The organism is Modestobacter sp. SYSU DS0875 (assembly GCF_054050915.1).
This window is the reverse complement of sequence record NZ_JBJHAH010000052.1, coordinates 1-7,499: the sequence shown is the minus strand read 5'-3', so window position 1 is coordinate 7,499 and position 7,499 is coordinate 1. Positions and strand designations below refer to the sequence as shown.

Annotated in this window: 6 protein-coding genes, 1 tRNA gene and 1 pseudogene; 6 read left to right on the top strand and 2 right to left on the bottom strand. The window is 70.3% G+C overall.

What is annotated here, in order from left to right; genetic code table 11:
* Window positions 1-163: 163 nt before the first annotated feature.
* The 4 genes from aroH (at window position 164) to ACI79Y_RS19435 (ending at window position 2,848) form a co-directional block, all read left to right on the top strand.
* Complete coding sequence (gene aroH / locus ACI79Y_RS19450) at window positions 164-526, top strand: chorismate mutase (RefSeq protein ID WP_457084100.1); 363 nt, start codon at window positions 164-166, stop codon at window positions 524-526.
* A gap of 68 nt (window positions 527-594) precedes the next feature.
* Entirely contained in the window at window positions 595-1,278 is a 684-nt protein-coding gene (cmk, locus tag ACI79Y_RS19445; protein WP_457160071.1) for a (d)CMP kinase, read from the top strand.
* Window positions 1,275-2,672: a ribosome biogenesis GTPase Der gene (der, locus tag ACI79Y_RS19440; protein ID WP_457160070.1), complete on the top strand. Its 1,398-nt coding sequence runs from the start codon at window positions 1,275-1,277 to the stop codon at window positions 2,670-2,672. The genes cmk and der overlap by 4 nt, the downstream gene beginning before the upstream one ends.
* A 102-nt stretch (window positions 2,673-2,774) precedes the next feature.
* Window positions 2,775-2,848 (top strand) — tRNA-Pro (locus ACI79Y_RS19435).
* A gap of 90 nt (window positions 2,849-2,938) precedes the next feature.
* On the opposite strand, the pseudogene ACI79Y_RS19430 reads toward ACI79Y_RS19435, so the two are convergent.
* Window positions 2,939-3,235: pseudogene (locus ACI79Y_RS19430) on the bottom strand (tyrosine-type recombinase/integrase); the annotation flags it as partial.
* Between the two features lie 812 nt (window positions 3,236-4,047).
* On the opposite strand from ACI79Y_RS19430, the gene trpS reads away from it, so the two are divergent.
* Complete coding sequence (trpS, locus tag ACI79Y_RS19425) at window positions 4,048-5,109, top strand: tryptophan--tRNA ligase (protein ID WP_457160069.1); 1,062 nt, start codon at window positions 4,048-4,050, stop codon at window positions 5,107-5,109.
* 500 nt (window positions 5,110-5,609) lie between these two features.
* Here trpS and ACI79Y_RS19420 read toward each other — a convergent pair whose 3' ends face one another.
* Window positions 5,610-5,993, bottom strand: coding sequence for a nuclear transport factor 2 family protein (locus ACI79Y_RS19420; RefSeq protein WP_457160068.1), 384 nt, complete (start codon window positions 5,991-5,993; stop codon window positions 5,610-5,612).
* 348 nt (window positions 5,994-6,341) lie between these two features.
* Here ACI79Y_RS19420 and ACI79Y_RS19415 point away from each other — a divergent pair, with 348 nt between their 5' ends.
* Window positions 6,342-6,995 (top strand): zinc-binding dehydrogenase, encoded by a 654-nt coding sequence (locus ACI79Y_RS19415; protein WP_457160067.1) that lies wholly within the window; start codon window positions 6,342-6,344, stop codon window positions 6,993-6,995.
* Window positions 6,996-7,499 lie beyond the last annotated feature (504 nt).

The following is a 7,499-nucleotide window of genomic DNA, read 5'->3' as shown; positions in this document are numbered from 1 at the left end:
CCCTGGGTACACCACCACCGGCACGTGGCGAAGCCGCCCGAGCGGCGGACCCCCCCCCGGGTCGCGCCGCGCCGGGCGGCCGCCCCGGTGCGGTGGCGCGGCGTCCCTAGACTCGACCGAGGTGCGTGGCGACCCGCGTGCCGAAGCGATCGAGGAGAGTGCCGTGGCCGTCCGAGCCATCCGGGGTGCGACACAGGTGGCCGCCGACGACCGGGACGAGGTCCTGGAGGCCACCCGGGAGCTGGTGGCGACCGTGCTGGAGCGCAACCAGCTGGAGTCGCCCGACCTGATCAGCATCCTGTTCACCGCCACGCCCGACCTCGTCTCGGAGTTCCCCGCGCTGGCCGCCCGCGAGCTGGGACTGGGTGACGTGCCGTTGATGTGCGCCACCGAGATCGCCGTGCCGCACGCGCTGCCGCGGGTGCTCCGGCTCATGGCGCACGTCGACACCCCGCTGAGCCGGGCGGAGATCCAGCACGTCTACCTGCGGGGCGCCGTCGCGCTTCGCCGGGACATCGCGCAGTGAGCGAGGAACGAGCGAGCAGCGCGGTGAGCGAGCCGGGTGCAGTGAGTGAGGGGAGAGCAGTGGGCGAGATGCGGTTCCGTGGGCAGGTGACCCTCGACGGGCCGTCCGGCACCGGGAAGTCCAGCGTCGCCCGGGCGGTCGCGACCCGGCTGGGTGCCGACTACCTCGACACCGGCGCCATGTACCGGGCGGCGACGGTGGCGGTGCTGGACGCCGGGGTCGACCTGGACGACGCCGACGGCATCGCCCGCGCCGTCGCGGCGGCCGACATCCGCATCGGCACCTCGGCGGGGTCGGAGCTGGTGCAGGTGGACGGCGTCGACGTGGCCGAGCGCATCCGGGGTGCGGAGGTGACCCGGGCGGTGTCGCCGGTGTCCGCCGTGCCGACGGTGCGGCGGCTGCTGGTGGAGCGGCAGCGTGCGCTCGTCGCCGCGGCCGACGCCGTGGTGGTCGAGGGCCGGGACATCGGCACGGTCGTGCTGCCCCGGGCGACCTGCAAGATCTACCTGACCGCCGCGCCCGAGGTGCGCGCCGAGCGCCGCGCCGGGCAGCTGGGTGTGGTCGACCCCGCCCGGATCGCCCAGATCGCGGCCGACCTCCGGCGCCGCGACGAGTACGACAGCAGCCGGGCCGACAGCCCGCTGCGCCCGGCCGAGGACGCCATCGTCGTCGACAGCACCGGGCTGGACCGCGAGGCCGTCGTCGAGCGCGTGCTCGACCTGGCCAGCACAGCAGTGGGAGACCCCGCATGAGCACCACCGATCCCACCTCGATGGACCCCACCCCGACCGGTGCCGACCCGGCCGACGCCGAGCACACCGGGCCGCTGCCCGTGGTGGCCGTCGTCGGCCGCCCGAACGTGGGCAAGTCGACGCTGGTGAACCGGTTCCTGGGCCGCCGCGCCGCGGTGGTGCAGGACGTCCCCGGCGTCACCCGTGACCGCATCTCCTACCAAGCGCTGTGGAACGGCCGGTCGTTCATGGTCATGGACACCGGCGGCTGGGAGCCGAAGGCCAGCGGCATGGCCGCCTCCATCGCCCGCCAGGCGGAGTACGCGATGAAGACCGCCGACGTGATCGTGCTGGTCGTCGACTCCTCCGTCGGGGTCACCGACACCGACCTCGCCGCGGCACGGGTGCTCCGGCGCAGCGACCGGCCGGTCGTCCTGGTCGCCAACAAGGTCGACGACGAGCGCGGTGAGGCCAACGCCGCCGAGCTGTGGTCGCTGGGCCTGGGCGAGCCGTTCTCGGTGAGCGCGCTGCACGGCCGGGGGAGCGGTGACCTGCTCGACCTGGTCCTCGACGCGCTGCCGGAGGCCCCGCGCGAGCAGGAGGAGACCGGCGGACCGCGGCGCGTCGCCCTCGTCGGGCGGCCCAACGTCGGCAAGTCCAGCCTGATCAACCGCCTGTCCAAGGAGGAGCGCTCGGTCGTCGACTCCGTGGCCGGCACCACCGTCGACCCGGTCGACTCCATCGTGACCCTGGGTGGGGAGGAGTGGCGCTTCGTCGACACCGCGGGGCTGCGCCGCCGGGTGAACACCGCCAGCGGCACGGAGTACTACGCCAGCCTGCGCACCGAGGCCGCGATCGAGGCCGCCGAGGTCGCCGTCGTGCTGCTCGCCGCCGACGAGGTGATCAGCGAGCAGGACCAGCGGGTGATCACCCAGGTGATCGAGGCGGGTCGGGCGCTGGTGATCGCCTTCAACAAGTGGGACACCCTCGACGAGGATCGGCACGCCCAGCTGGAGCGGGAGATCGACCGCGACCTCGCGCGTGTCCAGTGGGCCAGCCGGGTCAACATCTCCGCGGCGACCGGCCGGGGCGTGAACAAGCTGGCCGGCCACCTGAAGACCGCGCTCGCCGGCTGGGAGACCCGGGTGCCCACCGCGGAGCTGAACACCTTCATCCGGGCGCTGGTGCAGGAGACGCCGCCGCCGGCCCGCGGCGGCCGGGCACCGAAGATCAAGTACGTCACCCAGGCCGACATCCGGCCGCCCCGGTTCGTGGTCTTCTCCACGGGTTTCCTGGAGCCCGGCTACCGGCGGTTCCTGGAGCGGAAGCTGCGCGAGCAGTTCGGCTTCCACGGCACGCCGATCGACGTGGCGGTCAAGGTGCGGGAGACCAAGGCGCGCGATCGCAAGTCCTGACCTGCTCTGCCGGACCCGCCCGGCAGAGCAGGGGACCGGGTGCGGTAACCTGCTCGGGCAGCGATCGGGGGCGGCTGGCTCCAGCGGGAAGCACCCGACGCTCGGGCTGTAGCGCAGCTTGGTAGCGCACTTGACTGGGGGTCAAGGGGTCGCAGGTTCAAATCCTGTCAGCCCGACAGTGCAACCGCAGGTCAGAGGCGGGTCGACCAACACGGTCGGCCCGCCTCTTGCGTGAGTACAGCAACGGGCTTCGAGTACAGCAACGGTCACCACCGGAGTGCCTCGTCGAGGCGATCTGCCGCCTCTCGCTGCTGGGCGGGCCCGACGTGGCTGTAGATGTCCGCTGTGATGGCATAGGACGAGTGGCCGAGGTGCTCTTGGACGACCTTGGTGCGGGTTCCAGTCGCCAGCAGGAAACTGGCGGCGGAGTGCCGCAGGGTGTGCAGGTGGACGTCGCTGAGACCGGCGCGCTGCGCGAGCAGCTCGAACCGCCGCAGCACGTTGCGGGGCTCGAGTGGGGTCCCGACTTCTGTGGTGAAGACCAGGTCGCGCTCCTGCCACGCTTCGGCGGCTGCACGCCGTTCCTCGGTTTGGTAGGCGCGGTGGGCTGTCCCGCCCCGGGTTCAGTGGAGGCTCGGAACTGACGCGGCGACGGTAGTCGCCGCGGTGTGGTGCTGTTTCGCGCTGGGAGTCGTCGCTGACGCTGGCGGGCGGGAGTGAGGCGTTCGCCAGCGCAGCGGCGAAGCCGTCCGTGGCGCTTGGCTTGCCGCCAGTCCGCGGGCCCGTGGCGAGGGAGTTGTAGACGGACGGCGGCGTATACGGGCTGGTGCGGCCGATCTGCATCGCTGCTCCTCCTTTGACGCTGACTGTTGACGGGTACGGGCTGATGGTGCTCCCAGGCTGACCGCCGCGACGCCGATGTCCAGCGGCTATCGCGTGACCGAAGTTGGGTGAGCGCGGTTCGTACCGTCGGCGCCGTGTCCCGCACCGGTCCTACGACCCGTCACCCGACAAGAGCGGCCGGCGATGGGCCGCCGGGCCCGACAAGTCCCTGTGGACCGCCCAGATCCGCACTCGCCGGCCCGAAAACGGTTAGGTAGTGTCACTCCGCTAACGGGTGGTTGTGGGCCGTCGTTTCGGCACCCCTTTCTGGTCAGGCAGAGCAACCTGGCTGATTTCCGCTAGTGGCTCTCCGTTATCTAGCCCAGTACGCGACCCGTCACCTAGGCTCACGGCGTGATCTCGACCCAGACCACGTGGTGGCAGCTGCCCTAGCAGCTGCGACTCATTCATCCCCAGCTGCCCAGACGGCAGCGCACGGGATCGGGTCCATCGGTCGACTGTCGGATGGGCAGCTCCTTCCCTCGGAGCACCCATGACCACCAGCGACACCTTCACCCGCGCCACCCGCCGCAGCAGCGAGCTCGAAGCGGCGCTCGCGACCGACCCACGCCCGTACCGGGTCCTGACCGGTGACCGCCCCACCGGTGCGCTGCACCTGGGGCACTACTTCGGCACCCTGCACAACCGGGTGCGACTCCAGGACATGGGCGTCCACGTCATGCTCATCATCGCCGACTACCAGGTCATCGCCGATCGCGACGACGTCACCGGCATGCGGGCGTCGGTTCTGGATCTGTTGGCGGACTACCTTGCTGCAGGCATCGACCCCGCACGCACGCCGATCTTCAACCACAGCGCCGTACCGGCCCTCAACCAGCTGCTGCTGCCCTTCCTCAGCCTGGTCAGCGTCGCCGAGCTAGAACGCAACCCCACCGTGAAAGCAGAGATCGAAGCCACCGGCGGACGCACCGTGTCCGGGCTGCAGATCACCTACCCGGTGCACCAGGCCGCCGACATTCTCTTCTGCCGCGCCAACCTTGTGCCCGTGGGCCGGGACCAACTGCCGCACCTCGAGCTCACCCGCGACATCGCCCGCCGCTTCAACCAGCGCTACTGCGACCAAGAGCCCCTGTTCCCCGAGCCGGAGGCACTTCTCAGCGCCACCCCGACCCTGCTGGGGCTCGACGGCCACAAGATGAGCAAGAGCCGCGGCAACGCCATCGCGCTGGGCGACGACGAGGACCGCACCGCCCAGCTCATCCGACGAGCCACCACTGACAGCCAGCGCCACATCACCTACGAACCCCAGAGCCGTCCGGAGGTGGCCAACCTTCTCGACATCGCATCGCTGTGCACCGGCACGCCCCCGCACGACCTCGCCGGCCAGATCGGCGCCACCGGTTCCCAAGCCCTCAAGGCCATGGTCACCGAGGCAGTCAACGAGCGATTCCGCTCGTTGCGTCAGCGACGTAGCGAGCTCGTCGCCGACCCAGCACACCTGCTGTCCATCCTCGCTGCCGGCAACACCACCGCCAACCAGCTGGCCAACCACACCCTCAGCGACGTCCGAGACGCCATGCTGATGACCTACTGACCCAAGCGGGCGGCCCGCCATGAACCAGTTCCGGGTCGCCCGCAAACGGGCGGTTTCGGTCGCCCACCGCTCTGGGCGTGACTGGTACGAGGCACCCTTCGGTGCCGTGCCGACGAGGAACGGTCGAGGGAGTCACGAAGTGACTGCGGCCAGAGCATCGTCGCCTCCGCCGAGGGTCGAAATGGTGATTGCGGAACCCGTGGGCGCTAGAGAACTTACAGAGGGGACTTGAGCCCAAATGCGTCCCAGCACCGTCGCCGGTGGTTCGCCATCGGGGCCCACGAGGGCCAGGCCTAGCGGCGCGGCGACAGCTAGCCCCTCCTTGATAGTCAGGCCAATCAGAGTCGGCACGCGGACTCGGGGCACCGCGTGGGCCGCGAGCTTCGCCTTCGCTCTTCCACGTCCCATTGGGAGGATCTCCGTCATGTCAAGTGGACTGTTTGCGAGTCAGCGACCAGTAACTCGCTAGTGCTTGGCTCAGAGATGATGGGCAGCACGCCCTACTCGTTCACGGCGGACGCATGGGCCGCGATGATGTGCCAGCCTTCCTGGTCGTTGAGGACCCAGGTGCGGGTGTACCGCATCCGAGCCATGAACGGCTGCCCACCGACCGTCCCCTCTAGGGTTCCCAGGAACCAGGTGACCCCAGTGGAGCCGACCACCAACGCCTGCAGCTCCGACTCTTCGACCCGACTCAGCACCTGCGCCCCGCTGCGGTGTGCGCCGAGGTCGTCGTCCTTGGTGAAGACGGCTCCGTCGGGGCTTGTAAAGAGCAGTGCGTCGTCAAGAAGATCGGCCAGTGCCTCGACATCTGAGGTGAGTTGAGCAGCCTGGAGTCGTCGTTCGGCTGCGCGGAGGCTCTCAGTGAGGTCGGGGTTCGTCATGAGGTGAACGTAAGGACCACGGGGCGCATCGGTGGACGTGTTCGCTTTCAGCGTCACACCCCGTGCGCCGCAGGCAGCTCTGTCACTCGACACCGGCCGGCGGTCAAACGCTCGACGGCTCAGAAACGGTCGGGTAGCGGTCAGTCCGCTAACGGGCGCTTTTCGGCAGTCCTGACCCTGACTGCAGAGGGTGCCGTGAACGTAGCGAGTAAAACCGAGTCACGGTCCTGAATGTCCGGGCGTGCAGCACACCGATATGGGCGAGCGGCCAGACGATGAGCGCGGCCTTGCCGATGACGTCGTCAACGGCGGTGGTGCCGGAGTCACGGGGTCGCCGTCGGTGACCGCGTGTTCGGGTTGGGCGACGGCGCCGCGCAAGCGGAACGAGCGGTGCTGGCCGCCTGGGCGCCGATCCCGCGCTCGCTCGACTCCGCCGACGCTGCCGCACTTCCCACGGTGGTCGAGACGGCCGCGCGTGCGCTTGACCAACTCGGGGTCGGAAACGGCAGTGCAGTGCTCATCAACGGCGCTTCCGGAAGCGTCGGCAGTGCAGCTGTCCAGCTCGCCGTGGCACGTGGCGCGCGAGTGATCGGAACCGGCAGCCCGGCCACGCACGACCACCTGCGTGAGCTGGGCGCCGAGCCCGTCGCCTACGGCGAAGGCATGACGGAGCGGGTCCGCCTGGTCGCTCCCGACGGAGTCGACCTGGCACTCGACGTCGCCGGGAGCGGCGTCCTGCCTGAGCTCATCGACCTCGCCGGCGGCGCAGCGAACGTCATCACGATCGCCGACTTCGGTGGAGCGCGCGACTACGGCGTGCGATTCAGCAGGGGCGACTCCGGTCGCGCGCTATACGCCCTCGGCCTGGTCGCCGACTTGGTCGACTCCGGGAGGTTCGCACTCCCGGTCGGGCAGACGTTCCCCCTGGCCGACATCGCGGAAGCGCACCGCGTCGGCGAATCCGGGCGCGTGCGCGGAAAGCTCGTGCTGCTGGTCGGCTGAACGGGCGGCTGCCACCACCAACGCCAACCACGGACCGCGGGGCATCCGCCAGCGGTTCGGGACGTGCGCCCAAGACACCCCGACATCCGATCGCCGACGCCGTTCTCACGACCACGACCACCGACAAGGCCGCGACCACGACCACCGACAAGGCCGCGACCACGACATCTGACTCGTCATGACCGATAGGTGCGCCAAGCCTTGTCGGGCGTCATACAGCAACCGGTACAGCAACGCGAGTGAAACAGTGGCGCACCGCGGCGAACGGCAGCGGACACGGCGGCGCGTTGACCAGCGCAAACCGACTCGCAGCGAACAATGGCGGACCCCGCGCAGGTGACTGGGGGTCAAGGGGTCCGCAGGTTCAAATCCTGTCAGCCCGACAGTGCAACCGCAGGTCAGGGGGGGGGGGGGGGGGGGGGGGGGGGGCGCCGCCCCCGCCGCCCGGCACACCGACTCGGCGGCCACCCGGCCGCCCCCCCCGCCGGCCCCCCCCCCCCCCCC

Bases quoted from the DNA above. Each gene is read 5' to 3' on its own strand.
- trpS (WP_457160069.1), top strand. From the start codon at position 4,048: ATGACCACCAGCGACACCTTCACCCGCGCCACCCGCCGCAGCAGCGAG.
- der (WP_457160070.1), top strand. From the start codon at position 1,275: ATGAGCACCACCGATCCCACCTCGATGGACCCCACCCCGACCGGTGCC.
- ACI79Y_RS19420 (WP_457160068.1), bottom strand. From the start codon at position 5,993: ATGACGAACCCCGACCTCACTGAGAGCCTCCGCGCAGCCGAACGACGA.
- cmk (WP_457160071.1), top strand. From the start codon at position 595: ATGCGGTTCCGTGGGCAGGTGACCCTCGACGGGCCGTCCGGCACCGGG.